The following is a 16,866-nucleotide window of genomic DNA, read 5'->3' on the forward strand; positions in this document are numbered from 1 at the left end:
GCCCGCGTGCCCGCGTGCCCGCGTGTCCGCCGGCCCCGGCGTGACGCCGCGTAGTTCTGGAGGAACAGAGCCTCCGCGCGTGTCCGCCGGCCCCGGCGTGACGCCGCGTAGTTCTGGGGGATCAGCGCCCCCGCGCGTGTCCGTCAGCCCCGGCGTGACGCCGCGTAGTTCTGGAGGAACAGAGCCTCCGTGACCGCGAGGCGTTCCAGCTCCTCGGGCGAGACGCTCTCGTTGACCGCGTGGATCTGCGCCTCGGGCTCGCTCAGCCCGATGAGCAGGATCTCCGACTCCGGGTACAGCTCCGCCAGCGTGTTGCAGAGCGGGATCGACCCGCCCATGCCCGCCGTCTGCATCTCCTCGCCGGGGAACGCGATCCGCATGGCCGCGGCCATGGAGGTGTACGCGGGGCTGGTCACGTCCGCGCGGAACGGCTGGCCCTGGCCCACCTGTTCGACGGTGACGCGCGCTCCCCAGGGGGCGTGCGACTCCAGGTGCGCGGTCAGCAGCTTCGTCGCCTCCGCGGCGTCCTGCCCCGGCGGCACCCGCAGGCTGATCTGCGCTCGCGCGCTCGCCTGCACGGACGGCGTGGCACCGACGACCGGCGGGCAGTCGATCCCGATCACGGTCACCGCGGGCCGCGCCCAGATGCGGTCGGCGACCGTACCCGCGCCGATCAGTTCCACCCCGTCCAGCACCTTCGCGTCCTTGCGGAAGTCCTCCTCCGGGTACTGCAGCCCGTCCCAGGAGGCGTCCCCGGTGAGTCCGTCCACCGTCGTCGTGCCGTCCTCGGCGCGCAGCGAGGCGAGCAGCTGGATCATCGCGGCGAGCGCGTCCGGGGCCGCGCCGCCGAACTGGCCGGAATGCAGGTTCCCCTCAAGAGTGTTGAGTGTCACGCGCAGCATTGTCATGCCGCGCAGGGTCGCGGTGACGGTGGGCAGACCGACCCGGAAGTTGCCCGCGTCGCCGATGACGATCGTGTCGGCCGCGAGCAGCTCCGGGTGCTCCTCCGCGTATCGCTCCAGCCCGCCGGTGCCCTGCTCCTCGGACCCCTCCGCGACCACCTTCACGCCTACCGGCACGCCGCCGTTCGCCTTGAGCGCGCGGAGCGCGAGCAGATGCATGATCAGGCCGCCCTTGCAGTCCGCCGTACCCCGGCCGAACCAGCGTCCGTCCCGCTCGGTCAGCTCGAACGGCGGGGAGAGCCAGGCCGACTCGTCGAGCGGCGGCTGCACGTCGTAGTGGGCGTAGAGGAGTACGGTCGGGGCTCCGGCCGGGCCGGGGAGGTATCCGTACACGGACTGGGTTCCGTCGGGCGTGTCCAGCAGCGCGACGTCCCCGAAGCCCTCGGCGGTGAGCGCGTCGGCGACCCAGCCGGCCGCGGCCTCGCACTCGCTCTTCGGGAACTGCGCGGGATCCGCCACCGACTGGAACGCCACCAGTTCGCTCAGCTCCGCCTTGGCACGAGGCATCAGCGAGGCGACGGATTCGGAGATCGGACGGGCGGTCATGGGAAGGCTCCTTGGGGGTGCGGTGCCGGGTGCGGTCGTGAAGGCCGTGCGCGACCGCGGACGACGCCGTTTGTCCGGCGTTGTCCGTACGACGAAATCACTGCCGATCCTCCCACAGCGGACCCTGGCCGCATCGCGCCGTAGGATGCCGTCAGTAGCTGGGGCAACTGGTCGGATCGGGAGCAGAAGCACATCGTGAGCAGCGAGAACGCAGACGCCGGACGTGAGCACGAAGAGTCGTCGGTGTGGGACGTCGTGGTAGTCGGTGCAGGGCCGGCCGGTGCCTCCGCGGCATACGCGGCGGCCGTCGCGGGCCGTCGGGTCCTGCTGCTGGAGAAGGCGGAACTGCCCCGCTACAAGACATGCGGCGGCGGGATCATCGGATATTCGCGCGATTCCCTCCCGCCGGGATTCGAACTTCCCCTGCGCGACCGCGTGCACGCCGTCACCTTCTCCCTCAACGGGAAGCTGGTGCGCACCCGCAAGTCGAAGCGCATGCTCTTCGGCCTCATCAACCGGCCCGAGTTCGACGCCCAGCTGGTCGAAGAGGCACAGAAGGCCGGCGCCGAACTGCGTACGGGTGCCTCCGTCGCGCGCGTCGAGCAGCACGGTTCGTCCGTACCGGACCGGCGCACCGTCGCGGTGGTGCTGGCCGGCGGTGAGACGGTGCTCGCGCGGGCCGTCGTCGGTGCCGACGGCAGCGCCGGACGCATAGGCGCCCACGTCGGGGTGAAGCTCGATCAGGTGGACCTCGGCCTGGAGGCGGAGATCCCCGTCCCCGAGACGGTCGCCGAGGACTGGGCCGGGCGGGTGCTCATCGACTGGGGCCCGATGCCCGGTAGTTACGGCTGGGTCTTCCCCAAGGGCGACACGCTGACCGTCGGCGTGATCTCCGCCCGGGGCGACGGCGCCGGGACGAAGCGGTACCTGGAGGACTTCGTCGCCCGCCTCGGGCTGGCCGGCTTCGAGCCGAAGATCTCCTCGGGCCACCTCACCCGCTGCCGCAGCGAGGACTCGCCGCTCTCCCGCGGCCGGGTCGTGGTCTGCGGCGACGCGGCGGGCCTCCTGGAGCCCTGGACCCGTGAGGGCATCTCCTTCGCGCTCCGTTCGGGCCGGCTGGCGGGGGAGTGGGCGGTACGCATCGCCGAGGCCCGCGACGCGGTGGACGCCCGACGGCAGGCGCTCAACTACGCGTTCGCCATCAAGGCGGGACTCGGCGTGGAGATGAACGTCGGACGCCGGATGCTCAAGCTCTTCGAGCGCCGTCCCGGAGTCCTGCACGCGGTGCTCACGACCTTCAGGCCCGCCTGGAAGGCGTTCGCCGGGATCACCCGGGGGACGACGTCGCTGGCCGAGCTGGTCCGTACGCACCCCCTGGCACACCGTGCGCTCTCCGTGATGGACCGCAGGGCGGCCGACAACGGCTGATCGGCTTCCGCCCCGCGGCCGGCCCGGCCGCGGGGCGGGCCGGCCGCGGGTCAGTTGCCGCGCTGCTCCACGGTGATCCGGAACACCGGGTGGTCGGGGCAGGCCGCCAGCAGTTCCGCGTCCGTCGACGTGGCGGTGACGCCCTGGAAGTACTGGTTCACCTCCCAGCCCCAACGCTTCAGATAGGCGCGTACGATGCGCGCCTTCTGCGCGTCGTCCGCGATCTCCACCGCGGTGAAGGTGCGCGTCCTGCGCCCCACCCGCAGCTCGCCGCCGCCCGCCGCCCGCATGTTGCGCACCCACTGGGAGTGGCCGCGGGCGGAGACCAGGTACTGCTCACCGTCATGGACGTGCGGGTTCACCGGTACGCGCTGCATCTTGCCGCTCTTGCGCCCCCGTACGGACATCTCCGCCGTGCCGAGAAGGCTGAAGCCGTGTCGGGCGAGCCACCCGACCACGCTGTTGAAGCGGGTGCCGACCGCACCGGCTCTGAAGTAGTACGGCTGTGCCTGCGACATGGTGTCCCCAGTCCCTGAACGGCGAAGTGGTCCGGCTTCCCCGGACGTCTTCGAGAGCGGTGCTCTCGTGTGAGATCAGTGTGCTCCTGCCGAGTCGACTTCGCAAGAGCGGTGCTCTCGTTTCTGTTCGGTGATCCGTTCGCATGGCAGAATGGGCGCCATGAGTGCCATCAGAGGAGCCAGGGAGCGCGCCCGTTCGGAGATCACGGCCGCGATCAAGGACGAGGCGAGGGTGCAGCTCGCCGCGGAGGGAGCCGCCCGGCTCTCGCTGCGCGCCGTCGCCCGCGCACTCGGCATGGTCTCCTCGGCGCTCTACCGCTACTTCCCCAGTCGCGACGAACTGCTGACGGCGCTGATCGTCGACGCCTACGACGCGATCGGCGAAGCCGCCGAGAAAGCCGGCCGCGACGCGACCGCCGGCCCGGACGGATCCCCCGCCACCGCCTGGACGGCCGTCGCCTGCGCCATACGGGAATGGGCCCTCGCGCACCCGCACGAGTACGCCCTGATCCACGGCTCGCCCGTACCCGGCTACGTGGCGCCCCAGGACACCGTCGGCCCGGCCTCCCGGGTGGGGATGGTCCTCATCGGCCTGGTCCGCGAGGCCCACCACGGCGAGGGCGTCGCCACGCCGCCGCTCTCCGCCGCGCTGAGCCCCGAGGCGGCCCGGATGGCGGCCGAACTCGCCCCGGACCTGCCTGCGGCCAACGTTGCCGCACTCGTCATCGCCTGGGCCCAGCTCTTCGGACTCGTCTCCTTCGAACTCTTCGGCCAGTTCAACGGGGTCGTGCGGGACCGGGAGGCGCTGTTCCGTCAGGCGGCGAACGGACTCGCGCACTCGGTCGGCCTCGCGGCGCCCGGGGGGCGGGCCGAGGGGTGACCGTTCGACGCCCGCTCCCGGGCCGTCAGACGACGGCCGAGTTCTCCGTCCAGAGCCGCGCCACGGACTCGTCGCCGCCGACGGTGACGGAGGAGAGCGGCAGGCGGTTCCACAACATCGCGTAGAGGGCTTCCGCGTCGCCGCTCAGCACACAGTCGGCCACGGTCCCGCGGCCGTCGTCGCGCACGGCCTGCGGCGGTCCGGCCGAGAGCCGTACGGTCCAGGCGGCGTCCGCGTCGACCGCGTGCACCCGCAGGACGCGAGGATCTTCGGCGCGTACCCGGCTCTTGGCGCGGGCGTGGAAGCCGACCAGCAACTCGTCGATGCCGTCCAGCGCGCGGACCGTGTCCACAGGGGAGTACGGCTCCTCGAGCGCCGACTCGGCATCCAGCCGGTGTACCGTCGTCTCGTGCAGCTGGCGGCGCGCCCAGAACGCCGATCCCGAGGCTGCCGGCATGAACGTCCAGCAGGTGAGGTCGCGCGGAGCGGCTTCCAGCGCGGCGACCAGCACCCGGTGCCCTTCGCTGAACCAGTCGAGCAACTCCGCTCCGTCCAGGTCGGGTTCGTCCTTTTCGGCGACGTACTCGGTGTGTCCCTCGACGACGAAAGCCGTCGCCCAGCGGTGCACGGTGCCGGTGTGGCGCAGCAGGTCGCGCACCAGCCAGCCCGGGCAGGTCGGCACCGGAGCGCTCGTCCCCGACTTCGCGGCCGTCGCCGCGAGCAACCGGCCTTCTTCGTCCAGCTGTCTGATCTGTTCGGGCATGTCCATGCTGCAGATTGTGGCAGGGGTCGGGGTGCGGTCGTCCACGTTGTCGGGGGAAGTCTCGGACGGTGAACAGGAGTTGTTCCGGGCCGGCCCCGAGCCGGTGCACGGCGGTCTGTCCGGCGTGCGGAGTCAGCCGGTCCCGCAGCTCGTTCGCCGCCGTCCTGAGCAGATCTCCGTCGCGGTCGGCGTGCAGGGTCTCGATGGCGAAGACGACACGGGTGGAGTCTTTGGTGACACGGGTGCGAGGGGCGTCGCGGTGGTTCCGGTACGGGGTCAGGATGCCGGTGGTGTCCGCGTAGACGATCTTGCCGGGCTTGGGGTTCTCGATGGTTCCGGGTTCGCCGAGCGGCGTGAACTCCTCGCGGCCGTCCGCGTGGCGGATGCCGACGTCGCCGGTGACGTGGTCGAGGCCGAAGGCGCCGGCGGGCAGGCCGTGGCGCACCGGGACGGCGTTGCAGGAGTCGACCGCCGGGTCGATGCGCGGCAGGGACCCCTTCTTCGTGGAGCGGCGGCCGACCGCGTCGACGCTGGGGCGGATGCGGCGGGGGTTGGTACCGAAGGAACAAGTAGGCGGTGTGCCATGCCTCGATCCGCGGGTGGGTTTCGTCGGCGGGCCGCCAGGAGCCGTCGGCGCCCCGGCGCCCCAGGTCGTTCAGTGCTTCCGCGGTCGCGGGCCAGTCTTCGTGGCCCCGCAGGCCGGTGGCGGTGAACTCCAGCCGGGCGAGGAATACCCCAGCCACCCTCACCAGGCCGGTGTCGTCGAGACCGTCAGTGTCACCGCAGGCCGGACGATCCTGATCGTCGACGGCACCGAGCATTCCGTCGAAGCCGGTCGGACCGCTGCCTTCGACGGCGATACCGCGCGTTCCTGTCGCGGCGGTGGTGCGGAGACCTGCCACCCGATCATGACCGTCCACCTGCCACCCGTGCCCGCCTCGGCGCCCTGAGCGGCAGCGCACAGGACTGGATCGGTGGCCTGGGCGTCGACGTACGGGACCGGCGCTCACCGGCCGCGTCCGCCGCTCCGCCGAACGCGGCCCTGTGGTCTATCGGGCGTGCGGGGAAGCGGTACGGGAGACGTAACCGAGCGCGGCGGCCGCCGCGGCGAGCAGGGCCACCGTTGTCAGGGCCGTCGGCAGCGAGAGCCAGTCCGCGAGGAAACCGATGACGGGCGGCCCGACCAGCATGCCGCCGTAACCGAGGGTGGACGCCGCGGCGACACCGCCGGGACCGGCCAGCGCGCCCGCCCGGCCGACCGCGACCGGGAAGATGTTGGCCAGTCCGAGCCCGGTCACGGCGAAGCCGGCGAGCGCGAGCGGGACCGTGGGGGCGAGCGAGCCCAGCAGCATCCCGGCTGCGGCCGCCGCGCCGCCCAGTACCAGCGTCCGCGTCTGGCCGAAACGTTCCAGCAGGGCCGTGCCGGTGAGTCGGCCAACTCCCATGGCCAGGGCGAACAGTGAATATCCGACAGCCGCGGTACCCGGCGCGGCGTGCAGGTCCTGGGAGAGGTGCAGCGCGCTCCACTCCGCGAGCGCACCCTCGCCGTACGCGGTGCAGAGCGCGATCACGCCGAACAGGAAGACCACTCGGCGGACGGCCGGGGTCATGCGGGGAGACGGATCGCGGTCGTCCGGCGCGGAGGGTGTGGACGGCGCACCCGGCGTGGTGGCCGCGCCGTCCGGGGCGTTGCGGAGCATGACCGGTCCCATGACCGCGGTGACCAGCAGCCCGGTCGCGGCGAGCAGGGTCAGGTGGACGACGGGGGAGAGGTGGCTCGCGGCGATGCCGCCGATACCCGCGCCGGCCATGCCGCCGAAACTGAACGCGGCGTGGAAGCTGGGCAGTACGGGGCGGCGGATGGCGGCGACGAGGTCCACCGCCGCACTGTTCATGGCGACGTTCATCCCGCCGTACGCGGCGCCGAAGACCAGTAGCAGCAGCCCGAGCGTGAGTGCCGAACCGGCGTGCGCGGGCAGGGCGATGCTCAGGGAGAGCAGGATGCCGCACCAGACGCCGACCCGGTGGCTGCCGAAGCGGTGGCAGAGCCGGCCGGTGAGAACCATCGTGATCACCGCGCCCGCCGAGACGCCCAGCAGGGCGAGTCCGAGCGAGGAGGTGGAGGCGCCGATGTGGTGCTTGATGGCCGGGATGCGTACGACCCAGCCTGCGAAGAGGAATCCGTCGAGAGCGAAGAACGCGGTCAGCGCGATGCGGAGCCGGGCCGCGGAGGGTGGGGCGGTGTCTCCGCCATGACCCCCCGTTCGGACCGTCCGCAGTTTGTTTATGTGCGGCACAAAGTCAGCATAGGGGCGTGCCCGGGAAGGGCACAAGACGGATGCGGACGTGACCCGCAGCACGTCGTGAGCTGGTACCGAAGCGTCAGGGACGCCGCGGGATCGTGGGAGACTCGCCCCCATGAACGGCAAGGTGTCCATCACGCGGACGAAGCTGGAGAGGGGCCGCAGCGCGCTCGGGCCGGCCCTGGAACTGGTGCACACGGGGCGTGCGCCCACGCGTGCCGTGCTGACCTCCGAACTGGGCGTCACCCGCGCCACCGCCGGCGCGGTCGCGGCCGAGCTGGAGGCGCTCGGGCTCATCAGGGTCGACTCCAGCCCTGGTTCGGCGGCCGGCTCGCAGGGTCGCCCCTCGCATCGGCTCTCGGTGCGCGAGGCCGGGCCCGTCGTACTCGCCGCTCAGGTGCACACCGACGGCTTCCGTGCGGCGCTGGTCGGTCTCGGTGGCAGGATCGTCGCCACCGCGCCGGGCTGCGGCACCGTCATGGCCGACCCCGCGCAAGTGCTCGGCGAGGTGGTCGAGGCAGGCGCGCGGCTGCTGCGAGGCAGCGGGCTGCGCTGCGTGGGCGCCGGACTCGCCGTCCCCTCGGCGGTGGCCGAACCGGAGGGGACGGCCCTGAACCCGATGCACATCGCCTGGCCCGCCGGTGCTCCGGTGCGTGAGATCTTCCGTGCCTGTGTGCGTGAAGCGGGCATCGAGGGGCCGGTGTTCACCGGGAACGACGTCAACCTCGCGGCGCTCGCGGAGCACCGGCACGGCTCCGGGCGCGGCGCCCGGCACCTGCTCTGCGTGGCCACCGGTCATCGGGGCGTCGGTGGTGCTCTGGTGCTCGACGGCCGTCTGCACAGCGGGAGTTCGGGGCTCGCCCTCGAAGTCGGGCACCTCACGGTGAACCCCGAGGGCCGTGCGTGCCACTGCGGCGGCCGGGGCTGCCTCGACGTCGAGGCGGACCCGCTCGCCTTCCTCCTCGCGGCGGGCCGGCCGCCCGGCCCGGAGGAGTCGCTGCTCAAGCAGGCGGGTGACCTGTTGCGTACGGAGTACGAGGACGGGGAGGTGCGCCGCGCCGCCGAGGCGCTCATCGACCGGCTGGGACTGGGGCTCGCGGGGCTCGTCAACATCCTCAACCCCGATCGGGTCATCCTCGGGGGGCTCCACCGGGATCTGCTCGAAGCCGACCCCGAGCGATTGCGGGCCGTCGTCGCCGACCGCAGCCTGTGGGGGCGCAGCGGCAGCGTGCCGATCCTGCCCTGCACGCTCGCGCACGACAGCCTGGTGGGCGCGGCCGAGCTGGCCTGGCAGCCGGTGCTCGACGACCCGCTGACCGTCCTCGTCTGACCCGCCCTTCAGCACGCCGGGCGGCCGGTGTCCGGGGAGCCGTACCGGTTCCAGGGCACCGGCCGCAGGCGAAATCCGTACCGGACAAACTGCTTTGAGGGAGCGTCAGCCGAGGACCGCAGACCGGCTGGGGAACTGCGCCAAGGCTTCCACCGCACCCGCGTACCGCCCCGAGAACGGGCCGTCGGTCATCGATCCGTACACCGCGAGCGGTGGCAGTACCGTCGCCGTGGTGGACGGGGTGGGCAGGGTGAACCAGACGATCTTGCCCGCCTTCTCGCCGGGGCGGACGCCCCAACTCTCACTGACGGCGGCAATGAGGGCCAGCCCGCGCCCCGAGGTGGCGAAGGTCTCCGCCACGTTCACGGTGGGCAACCGCGGGTCGTGGTCGTGGACGGAGACCGTCAGACGATCGAGCAGCAGCTCGATGTCGACGGTGCACGACTTGTCCGGCTCCGCGTGGCGGTGGACGTTGGTGAGAAGTTCGGTGACGCCCAGGGCTGCATGGTCGATCAGAGGATCGAGATGCCAGTAACGCAATTGTGCCGAGATGATTCTGCGGACCTGACCGATCCGCGACGGCAGTGCCTGGAGCTCCACCGTGCAGTGCCTGCTTGGCTCGCTGATCACGGCTGCGACTCCCCGAAAGAGGTCCGGAAGAAGACGGAGGAACGGATCCAGCATCTGGCTGGCTGGTGTTTTTGGTCTGCTCTGTGGTCCGGCGCGGCTGCGGGCCCCCTCAGTCGCAGGGTGACCGTCGTTGAACCGTCCGTGACGTGACTTCAGCGTCGCTCAGGGCGCCCCGCACCGCAACTCGCGGCCGTGGACCCGGCTCAGGGGCTGTCCAGGGCGGATCGAGGGCTGATCAAGGGCCGGTCCGGGGTCGATCAGGGGCCCCGATGCGGGCTGATCAGCGGTGTCGGGGTTGCCGTCGCGAGCCCGCGGCGTTCCGTGGCGCCGTCGCGCACTGCCGGAAAACCGGATCTCCGGCGATGTGTGCGACGCGGGTGTCAGGGGTGGCCGCGCGTTTCGCTCAGCGGGTTCAGCGGTGCCGACAGCCGGCGCTGCGCACGACCTCGAGGAAGTGATGTATCGGCGCTGTCCCGTCCGGCCGCCGACCGCGTTGTCCCATCGTGAGGCGGTAGCGCACGCCGTTGACCCGGGCTACGGCCGAGTCGGTCTGGGAGAACCACCGCTTCCACGCGCTGACGGCCCCCACCGGGGCGCTGTCGATCTCCCGGCCGTTGCTCGTCAGGAGAGCCACCCGGCCGTCCTTGACGATGACCTGCCCGGCCCGCGTGAGCGAGCGGGCCCATCGCTCGATCCGCACCCCCCGTGCGCTGAACTCGACGTCGTCCACCGCTCGGCCGCCCCCCTCCACACATTGGCTCCTGGGGGGATTCTTCCCGTCCTGGCACGTGTTCACGTACGCGTGTCGGGCTGAATCGCGTGTACGCAAGGTGACGCCGGGCGACGTGTGTCGGCTTGCCGGGCACCCGCGGTCCGGACTCCGTGTCCAAGTACGTCCTTGGGGAGATCCAAGTTCCTGTTTGCGCAGGTGGGAGGAATATCGTGAGGAGAAGGCATCACCGGTTCCACACAGGAGGATCAGCGATGGGCATCAGCGGGCACGGACGTGATGGCGGGGCCGTCACGACGACTGACGTCGACCGCAGCGACTCCGCGTACCGGTCGTGGCTCAAGGAGGCCGTGCGCAAGGTACAGGCCGACGCCAACAGATCCGCGGACACCCACCTGTTGCGCTTCCCGCTGCCCGAGGAGTGGGGCATCGATCTGTACCTCAAGGACGAGTCCACCCACCCGACCGGCAGCCTCAAGCACCGCCTTGCCCGCTCGCTCTTCCTCTACGGACTCTGCAACGGCTGGATCCGCCCGGGGAAGCCGGTCATCGAGGCGTCCAGTGGTTCGACGGCGGTCTCCGAGGCGTACTTCGCCAAGTTGATCGGGGTGCCCTTCGTCGCGGTGATGCCGCGCACGACCAGCCCCGAGAAGTGCCGTCTGATCGAATTCCACGGTGGCCGCTGCCACTTCGTCGATGACCCGCGGGCCATGTACGAGGAGTCGGCCGTCCTCGCCAAGGAGACCGGTGGTCACTACATGGACCAGTTCACCTACGCGGAACGGGCCACCGACTGGCGCGGCAACAACAACATCGCCGAGTCGGTCTACCAGCAACTGAGACTGGAACGATATCCGGACCCCGCGTGGATCGTCGCCACGGCGGGTACCGGCGGCACCTCGGCGACCATCGCCCGGTACGTCCACTACATGCAGCACGACACCCGGATCTGCGTCCCCGACCCCGAGAACTCCTGCTTCTTCGACGGCTGGACGCGACACGACCCGCTGGCGAGCAGCGACTGCGGTTCCCGCATCGAGGGGATCGGCCGGCCCCGGATGGAACCGAGCTTCGTTCCCGGGGCCATCGACCGGATGATGAAGGTCCCGGACGCGGCGAGCGTCGCGGCGGTACGCGCCCTGGAACGGGTGATGGGCCGCAAGGCGGGCGGCTCCACCGGGACCGGGCTCTGGAGCGCCTTCAAGATCATCGCGGAGATGGTGGAGCGGGGCGAGCAGGGCAGTGTCGTCACGCTGATCTGCGACTCCGGCGACCGCTACCTGGACAAGTACTATTCCGACGCCTGGCTGAACGAGCAGGGCCTCGACATCGCCCCGTACGCCGACGCGCTCGACACCTTCCTGCGCACCGGAGGCTGGCCCGCCTGACGCCTGACGCCTGACGCCTGACGCCTGACGCCTGACGCCTGACGCCTGACGCCTGACGCCTGACGCCCGACGCCCGACGCCCGACGCCCGCGGTTACCGCGGCGCGCGCGCCGGGGCTTCGAGGAGGCCGTCGAGCACCCGGCCGAACATCCGCCGCCCGGCCGCCACGAGCAGCGGATCGATCCACCGGCCAGGAAGGAAAAGTCTGAGGTCCTCCACCCACACCACGTGGGAGCCGGTCCGGGTCGGCATCACGTCGATCGACGCCCGCCCCCGGACCGTACGACCGCGCTTCTCCAGACGGCAGAGCCCCGCACGGCCCGCCTCGGGAGGCGTCCAGCGCACCACTTCCATGGGGTCGTCGAAGGTGAGCGGACCCAATCCGGTGCGGGCGACGAACACCGTGCCGACCCCGGTCCGCGCCCCTGCAGGGACGAGGACCGAGGTGAGCGGCACATGCGCGCCGTGCCGCTCCCAATCGGTCACCCGGCGCCAGGCCTCGGCGGGTGGAAGGGACGGGAATCGCTCGATCCGGAAGACGGCCACCATCCGATCGTAGGCCGTGCCCGACCCTTCACGTCGGACAAGCGGAAGGTGTTCGGTGCGCCTCGGTCCGTTCCGGGCGTCACGGCCCCGGCCATGATCCGCCGGACACCACCCAGGTGCGGGTCAGCGCTCGGCCGGCGGTTGCGCGTCGGGTTCCCGTGCCCCGGCCGGCCCCGCGACCAGCAGGCCGCCCGGCAGAAGCTCCTCGATCTCCGCCCGCGCCGCCTTCGACAGGCCCGCGTCCGTCACGAAGGTGTCCACCTCACCGAGCGTCGCGAAGGAACTCAGCCCGATCGTTCCCCACTTGGTGTGGTCGGCCACCACCACGACCCGGCGCGCGGCCGACACGAACCGCCGGTTCGTCTCCGCCTCCGCCAGATTCGGTGTGGAGAGACCGGCCTCGTCGGAGATGCCGTGCACTCCGAGGAAGAGCACGTCGAAGTGGAGCGAGCCGATGGCGCGGTCCGCCACCGGTCCGACGAGCGAGTCGGAGGGGGTCCGCACCCCGCCCGTCAGTACCACTGTGGCCGCGCCCGTGCGGGCGGCGCCCGAGGCGGCCGGGCGGTGGGCGTCGTGGAAGACGTCGGCCACCCGCACCGAGTTGGTCACCACGGTCAGGTCCGGTACGTCCACCAGCCGCTGCGCCAGCGCGTAGGTGGTCGTACCGCCCGAGAGCGCGATCGCGCTGCCCGGCGCGGCCATCGCCGCCGCGGCCCGTGCGATGTCCTCCTTGGCGCTCGGCTCCAGGGCCGACTTCGCCTCGAACCCGGGCTCGTGAGTGCTGGTATCCACGACCGGCACCGCGCCGCCGTGCACCTTCTCGATGACGCCCTGGCGGGCCAGCGCGTCCAGGTCACGCCGGATCGTCATGTCGGACACGTTGAGCCGCCGGGTCAGCTCGTTGACGCGGACTCCGCCGCGCTTGCGGACCTCGTCGAGGATCAGGGCGCGCCGCTGCTCCGCGAGCAGATTCTGATTCTCGCTCAACGCGGGGTCCCCGTCCTTCCCTCTGGCCGTACGGTTCCGCGGCACCGCGGAACGCCCGCCCAATCCTCCCACGCGCCTCCCGGGGAGGGGCACCGAGGTCCAGTGCCGCGCCCGGCAAGCTCTGGCCCGCCGCGGTGTTCGGCACACGCACTCGCGTTGGCCAATGCCCTGGTAACACGCCGCTGCCAGAATGTCCGGCCGCCTTGCGGTCGCACGCACCGAACACCGCTCCTCATGGGGCAAACATGGCCGGGCGCGGCACTGGACGTGGGAAATTCGGTGAGAGGCCGTCACACGACGCCGATCTCGGCGATTCTGGTGTAACGGGTGCCGAGCCGCCCGGTCCCCTTCCACGCCCGCCGGACGGCCGGGCACACCGGAGAGCGAGTACTCCCTTGGCCCCTGCTCCCCAGGTTTCCCGTTCCACCGCGATCGCGCTCGAACTGCTCGTCCACGGCGTGGGCGGCACCACGCCGCAGGAGATGCTCGGCGACCCGCGCACGGTGCGCGTGACCGGCGACCTCACCGCCGCGATGTACCGGCGCCCGGAGGACGTGGACGCGGAGGAACACCCCGAGCGCTACCGCGACAAACCCGTCGCGGAGGCGTACTGCTGGTCCAACCTGACCTCCGGAAACGGCTCCCGCGCCCTGTGGCTGCTGCTCCTCCCGTTCATGGTGATCAACCTCGCGCACTGGATGCGGCCCGCCGCCGGTGGACGCACCCGCGCGGTCCGGTTCTACGGTGTGCTCGTCCGGGTCCTCGCGCTCAGCCTCACCGTGCTGCTGACGGCGGCGGCCTGCGAAGTGGCGCTCGACCTCGTGGCCTGGCAGTGCGCCGGCGTGTCCGCCTGCTCGGACCGGCGGTCCTGGCTCGGTTTCCTCTCCGCCGAACAAGGCGGCTGGTGGTCCCAGCCCGGCAGACGGCTCGCCCTCGCAGCCGCGCTGCCCACGGCCCTCGTCACCCTGCTCTGGTACCTGTCCAACCGCACCTGGAGCGCGTACGAGTCCCAGCGGCCCTTCCTCGGCACCGATTCGCGGGGCGACGCGCCCGCAGACGTGGACGGGGCCCCGGGACCGGACGGCGACGCGACGAGCGACTTTGACAGTGCACCGAGCACCGCCCCGAGCACCGCACCGAGCACCGCCCCGAGCACCGCCCCGGACGGTGGCGGCACGCCGGATCCGAAGATCCCCGACCGCGGCGACACGCCGGACACCGTACCCGCCGGGCGAGCCGCGCTCGGCCGCCCCGGCTTCTGGTACGGGCGCCGCCTCGTGGCCCGGCTGCGCGCCGCGCACACCGCCGCCGGGCTGCTCACCGTCGCCGTCTTCGTCCAGCGGGCCGCCGCCGACTACGACGTCGCCCACTCCGGCCCCGGCCCCGTACTCCTCGGCCGCCTGCTGACCATCGCACTGGTGTCCTGCGCCCTCCTCGTCGTGGCCGTCGTCTGCCGCCGGGGCCGCAGCGAGCGCCGTCTCGACCACCGCCTCGACAGGGCGGTCATCAACTTCCTCCCGTCCGCCGCCCTCGTCCTGCTGGCCCTGTCCCTCCTCCACGCGGGCTGGTCGCGGCCCGGCTGGACCTCCTCGGGCGTTCTCGTCGCGGGCGCGGACACCTTCGTGGCACTCACCGTCGGCCAGGGCGTTCTCGTGGTCGCGCTCGCCGCCGTCGCCGTGAGTCTCCACCGCCACGCCCCCGACGCCCGCACCGCGCTGTACGGGCTGGGCGGCCCGGCGATCGCGATGCTGGCCTGCGCGCTGGGCGGAGTGATGACCGGTGGCCTGGCCCAGCGGGTCGCCGACTGGCTGGACGGCCCGGGCACCCCCGGTATGGGAGCGGGCTCCGCCATAGGAGGTCCGCCCGTCCTCCTGAGCTGGCAGGCGTCGGTGCTCCCGGTCCTGCTCCTCGTCCTGCTGGTTCCCGTGGGCGTGCTCCTCGCCCGTACCGCCCGCCTCGCCCGCCGCTTCGAACCGGCCGTCGCCGCCGAGTACGCCCCGGAGTACCGGGGCCGTACGCCCGAGCGGGGCCGTACCCGGCAGATCGCGCGCGCCCGGGCCGCCGCCCGGCTCACCGACGAGGTGTCCTGGATCATCGGACTGGTGTCCGGGACCACTCTGCTGCTCGGCGCGGCGGCCCTGGCAGGCTCTTGGGCGACCGGGCAGGTGCCCGGCCGGGCCATGGACGGAACCGGGCCGTTCCTCGAATCCGCGGCCGAGGCCGCGCAGTCGACGGGGTCCTGGATGGCCGGCTTCGGCTTCATACTGTTCGTCGCCTCCGGCCGGCGCGCCTACCGCGACGCCTCGGCCCGGCGGACCATCGGCATCCTCTGGGACGTCGGCACGTACTGGCCCCGCGCCGCCCACCCCTTCGCGCCGCCCTGCTACGCCGAGCGGGCCGTGCCCGACCTCGCCTCCCGGATGTCCGCCTGGACGGCCAGGACCGGCGGCAGGCTCGTCATCTCGGGCCACTCGCAGGGCAGCGTGCTCGCGGCCTCCGCCGTCTGGCAGCTTCCGGCCGTCACTCGCCGCCGGGTCGCGCTCCTCACGTACGGTTCACCCGCCGAACGACTGTACGGCCGCTGGTTTCCGGCGTACTTCGGCCCCGCCGCACTGCGCGGGCTGCACGGGTCGGTCCACTGCTGGCGCAACCTGTGGCGGGCCACCGACCCGATAGGGGGACCCGTCCGTATCCACGAGCGAGCAGGACGCCCCGAGGTCGACCGCGGACCGCTGAAGGACCCGCTGGTGCACGGCCGGACCGCCGAACTGCCCCTGCCCGAACCCATCCTGGGACACTCCGACTACCAGGCCGACCCGGTGTTCGCCCGGGAACGCGCTGCCCTGCTCGCCGAACTCGGCCCCGTACTGCCCCGGCAGGGCGACGGGGCCGGGCGCCCGAGCGCGGAGGGTCAGGGGAGTTCGGGCAGATCCTCCGGGTAGAGCAGGGTCAGGTCGTCCGTGCTCGTCTCGGCGAACTGGGCGACCCGGCCCGCGTGCCGCTCCACCATCGATTCGAAGGTCTGGCGCGCGGTGCGGCCGTTGCCGAAGGCGGGCCCCTTGGGCAGCTCCGTGAAGTACTTCGTGAGAGCCTCCCCGGTGCCTTCGGCGAGGGTGTACTCGTGCTCCTCGGCCTGCTGCCGGACGATCCGCAGGAGCTCGTCCGGCTGGTAGTCGCCGAAGGTGATGGTCCGGGAGAAGCGGGACGCCACACCAGGGTTGACGGTGAGGAACCGCTCCATCTCGTGGGTGTAGCCGGCGACGATCACCACCACGGCGTCGCGGTGGTCCTCCATCAGCTTCACCAGCGTGTCGATGGCCTCCCGCCCGAAGTCCCTTCCGGAGTCCTCGGGGGAGAGGGCGTACGCCTCGTCCACGAAGAGCACCCCGCCCCGGGCCCGGTCGAACGCCTCCTGGGTGCGGATGGCGGTCGAGCCGATGTGCTCGCCGACCAGGTCCACCCGGGACACCTCGACCAGGTGGCCCCGCTCCAGTACGCCGAGGGAGGCCAGGATCTCGCCGTACAGCCGGGCCACCGTGGTCTTCCCGGTACCGGGTGAGCCGGTGAAGACGAGGTGGCGGCGGACGGAGGCGGCCTTGAGGCCCGCCCGCTGCCGCCGGCGGCCCACCTCGATCATGTCGGTGAGCGCCCGGACCTCCCGTTTGACGCTGTCCAGCCCTACCAGCGCGTCCAGTTCACCGAGGACCGCGTCCGAGTCGCGGACCGGCTCGGCGGGCGGATCGGGCACGGGCGCTGCGGCGGGCGTCGCGGGCCATCCCCGGAAGATCACCTCCACGGGCACCTCCGGATCGGCGCGGTGCAGCTGGTACAGGTCGATCACATCGGTCTGCAACC

General features: G+C 72.1%; 14 protein-coding genes and 2 pseudogenes. 6 read left to right on the forward strand and 10 right to left on the reverse strand.

Annotated elements, in window-relative coordinates:
• Positions 1-143: 143 nt before the first annotated feature.
• Complete coding sequence (locus ACWD3D_RS19935) at positions 144-1,508, reverse strand: M20/M25/M40 family metallo-hydrolase (protein WP_451462163.1); 1,365 nt, start codon at positions 1,506-1,508, stop codon at positions 144-146.
• Positions 1,509-1,703: 195 nt separating this feature from the next.
• On the opposite strand from ACWD3D_RS19935, the gene ACWD3D_RS19940 reads away from it, so the two are divergent.
• Positions 1,704-2,936: a geranylgeranyl reductase family protein gene (locus ACWD3D_RS19940; RefSeq protein ID WP_451462164.1), complete on the forward strand. Its 1,233-nt coding sequence runs from the start codon at positions 1,704-1,706 to the stop codon at positions 2,934-2,936.
• Between the two features lie 50 nt (positions 2,937-2,986).
• Here ACWD3D_RS19940 and ACWD3D_RS19945 read toward each other — a convergent pair whose 3' ends face one another.
• The gene (locus ACWD3D_RS19945) at positions 2,987-3,454 is read right to left on the reverse strand and encodes a nitroreductase family deazaflavin-dependent oxidoreductase (protein ID WP_451462165.1); all 468 of its coding nucleotides are present in this window, start codon (positions 3,452-3,454) and stop codon (positions 2,987-2,989) included.
• A gap of 160 nt (positions 3,455-3,614) precedes the next feature.
• Here ACWD3D_RS19945 and ACWD3D_RS19950 point away from each other — a divergent pair, with 160 nt between their 5' ends.
• Positions 3,615-4,334 carry a TetR/AcrR family transcriptional regulator gene (locus ACWD3D_RS19950; RefSeq protein WP_451462166.1) on the forward strand — a complete coding sequence of 240 codons (720 nt, stop codon included), beginning with the start codon at positions 3,615-3,617 and terminating at the stop codon, positions 4,332-4,334.
• A gap of 25 nt (positions 4,335-4,359) precedes the next feature.
• Here the strand turns inward: ACWD3D_RS19950 and ACWD3D_RS19955 are convergent, their stop codons facing one another.
• Entirely contained in the window at positions 4,360-5,103 is a 744-nt protein-coding gene (locus ACWD3D_RS19955; RefSeq protein WP_451462167.1) for a maleylpyruvate isomerase family mycothiol-dependent enzyme, read from the reverse strand.
• A gap of 85 nt (positions 5,104-5,188) precedes the next feature.
• Positions 5,189-5,807 (reverse strand): annotated as a pseudogene (locus ACWD3D_RS19960) (B3/B4 domain-containing protein); the annotation flags it as partial.
• Positions 5,808-5,810: 3 nt separating this feature from the next.
• Here ACWD3D_RS19960 and ACWD3D_RS19965 point away from each other — a divergent pair.
• Positions 5,811-6,047: pseudogene (locus ACWD3D_RS19965) on the forward strand (cupin domain-containing protein); the annotation flags it as partial.
• A 99-nt stretch (positions 6,048-6,146) separates the two neighbouring features.
• On the opposite strand, the gene ACWD3D_RS19970 reads toward ACWD3D_RS19965, so the two are convergent.
• Positions 6,147-7,394: an MFS transporter gene (locus ACWD3D_RS19970; RefSeq protein WP_451462168.1), complete on the reverse strand. Its 1,248-nt coding sequence runs from the start codon at positions 7,392-7,394 to the stop codon at positions 6,147-6,149.
• A gap of 121 nt (positions 7,395-7,515) precedes the next feature.
• Between ACWD3D_RS19970 and ACWD3D_RS19975 the strand changes: the two genes are divergently transcribed.
• Entirely contained in the window at positions 7,516-8,730 is a 1,215-nt protein-coding gene (locus ACWD3D_RS19975) for an ROK family protein (protein WP_451462169.1), read from the forward strand.
• Between the two features lie 105 nt (positions 8,731-8,835).
• Here ACWD3D_RS19975 and ACWD3D_RS19980 read toward each other — a convergent pair whose 3' ends face one another.
• Positions 8,836-9,360, reverse strand: a complete 525-nt coding sequence (locus tag ACWD3D_RS19980) for an ATP-binding protein (RefSeq protein WP_451462170.1) — start codon at positions 9,358-9,360, stop codon at positions 8,836-8,838.
• Between the two features lie 412 nt (positions 9,361-9,772).
• The gene (locus ACWD3D_RS19985; protein WP_451462171.1) at positions 9,773-10,090 is read right to left on the reverse strand and encodes a hypothetical protein; all 318 of its coding nucleotides are present in this window, start codon (positions 10,088-10,090) and stop codon (positions 9,773-9,775) included.
• Between the two features lie 254 nt (positions 10,091-10,344).
• Between ACWD3D_RS19985 and ACWD3D_RS19990 the strand changes: the two genes are divergently transcribed.
• Complete coding sequence (locus tag ACWD3D_RS19990; RefSeq protein ID WP_451462172.1) at positions 10,345-11,478, forward strand: PLP-dependent cysteine synthase family protein; 1,134 nt, start codon at positions 10,345-10,347, stop codon at positions 11,476-11,478.
• A gap of 93 nt (positions 11,479-11,571) precedes the next feature.
• On the opposite strand, the gene ACWD3D_RS19995 is transcribed toward ACWD3D_RS19990, so the two are convergent.
• Positions 11,572-12,024 carry an SRPBCC family protein gene (locus ACWD3D_RS19995; protein WP_451462176.1) on the reverse strand — a complete coding sequence of 151 codons (453 nt, stop codon included), beginning with the start codon at positions 12,022-12,024 and terminating at the stop codon, positions 11,572-11,574.
• A 123-nt stretch (positions 12,025-12,147) separates the two neighbouring features.
• The gene (locus tag ACWD3D_RS20000) at positions 12,148-13,011 is read right to left on the reverse strand and encodes a DeoR/GlpR family DNA-binding transcription regulator (protein WP_451462173.1); all 864 of its coding nucleotides are present in this window, start codon (positions 13,009-13,011) and stop codon (positions 12,148-12,150) included.
• Positions 13,012-13,406: 395 nt separating this feature from the next.
• On the opposite strand from ACWD3D_RS20000, the gene ACWD3D_RS20005 reads away from it, so the two are divergent.
• The gene (locus ACWD3D_RS20005) at positions 13,407-15,953 is read left to right on the forward strand and encodes a hypothetical protein (RefSeq protein WP_451462174.1); all 2,547 of its coding nucleotides are present in this window, start codon (positions 13,407-13,409) and stop codon (positions 15,951-15,953) included.
• On the opposite strand, the gene ACWD3D_RS20010 is transcribed toward ACWD3D_RS20005, so the two are convergent.
• Positions 15,923-16,866: AAA family ATPase (locus ACWD3D_RS20010; protein ID WP_451462175.1), on the reverse strand; the 944-nt coding region annotated here is incomplete at its 5' end. The two genes, ACWD3D_RS20005 and ACWD3D_RS20010, sit on opposite strands and share 31 nt — an antisense overlap.

The organism is Streptomyces sp. NPDC002690 (assembly GCF_053592415.1).